Origin of the sequence: Halomonas sp. ATBC28 (assembly GCF_005937175.1) — a bacterium.
Classification (GTDB): Bacteria; Pseudomonadota; Gammaproteobacteria; order Pseudomonadales; family Halomonadaceae; genus Vreelandella; species Vreelandella titanicae.
Genome location: NZ_VCQL01000100.1, coordinates 1 through 477 on the forward strand (window position 1 = coordinate 1; position 477 = coordinate 477).

The window sequence follows — 477 nt, forward strand, 5'->3', positions numbered from 1 at the left end:
ATTCCTGGTGTTCCTGGGGTAGGAGAAAAAACAGCAATTAAATTGTTGAAGGAATTTGATTCATTAGAAAAATTGGTAGAGTCTATTGACCAAGTAAGTGGTAAGAAGCTGAAAGAAAAGCTAGAAGAATTTAAGGATCAAGCTTTAATGAGCAAAGAACTAGCTACTATTACAAGAAAAGCTCCTCTAACAATAACTTTGGAAGATACAGAATTTCCTGGAATGCAAATAGAAAAGCTAAAAGAAATGTTCAAGGAGCTTGGATTTAACTCTTTACTCGAAAAATTAGGAGAAACACCTGAACAAGAGGAACTAGTGTTAGAAGATATAAATTTTGAAACGGTTGAAAATATTACAGAAGCTATTTTTTCTGATATAAATATAGTGTATGCCGAAGTATTGGAGGATAACTATCATTATGCCCCAATCTTAGGTATCTCTTTATTAAATGACACAGGAGCATACTATCTACCGATC

Annotated in this window: 1 protein-coding gene; it reads left to right on the forward strand. The window is 33.1% G+C overall.

Features of this window, described 5'->3' with window-relative positions; genetic code table 11:
* Positions 1 to 477 (forward strand): 5'-3' exonuclease H3TH domain-containing protein (locus E0L35_RS25510; protein ID WP_283241553.1); only part of this gene is annotated, 477 nt, incomplete at both ends.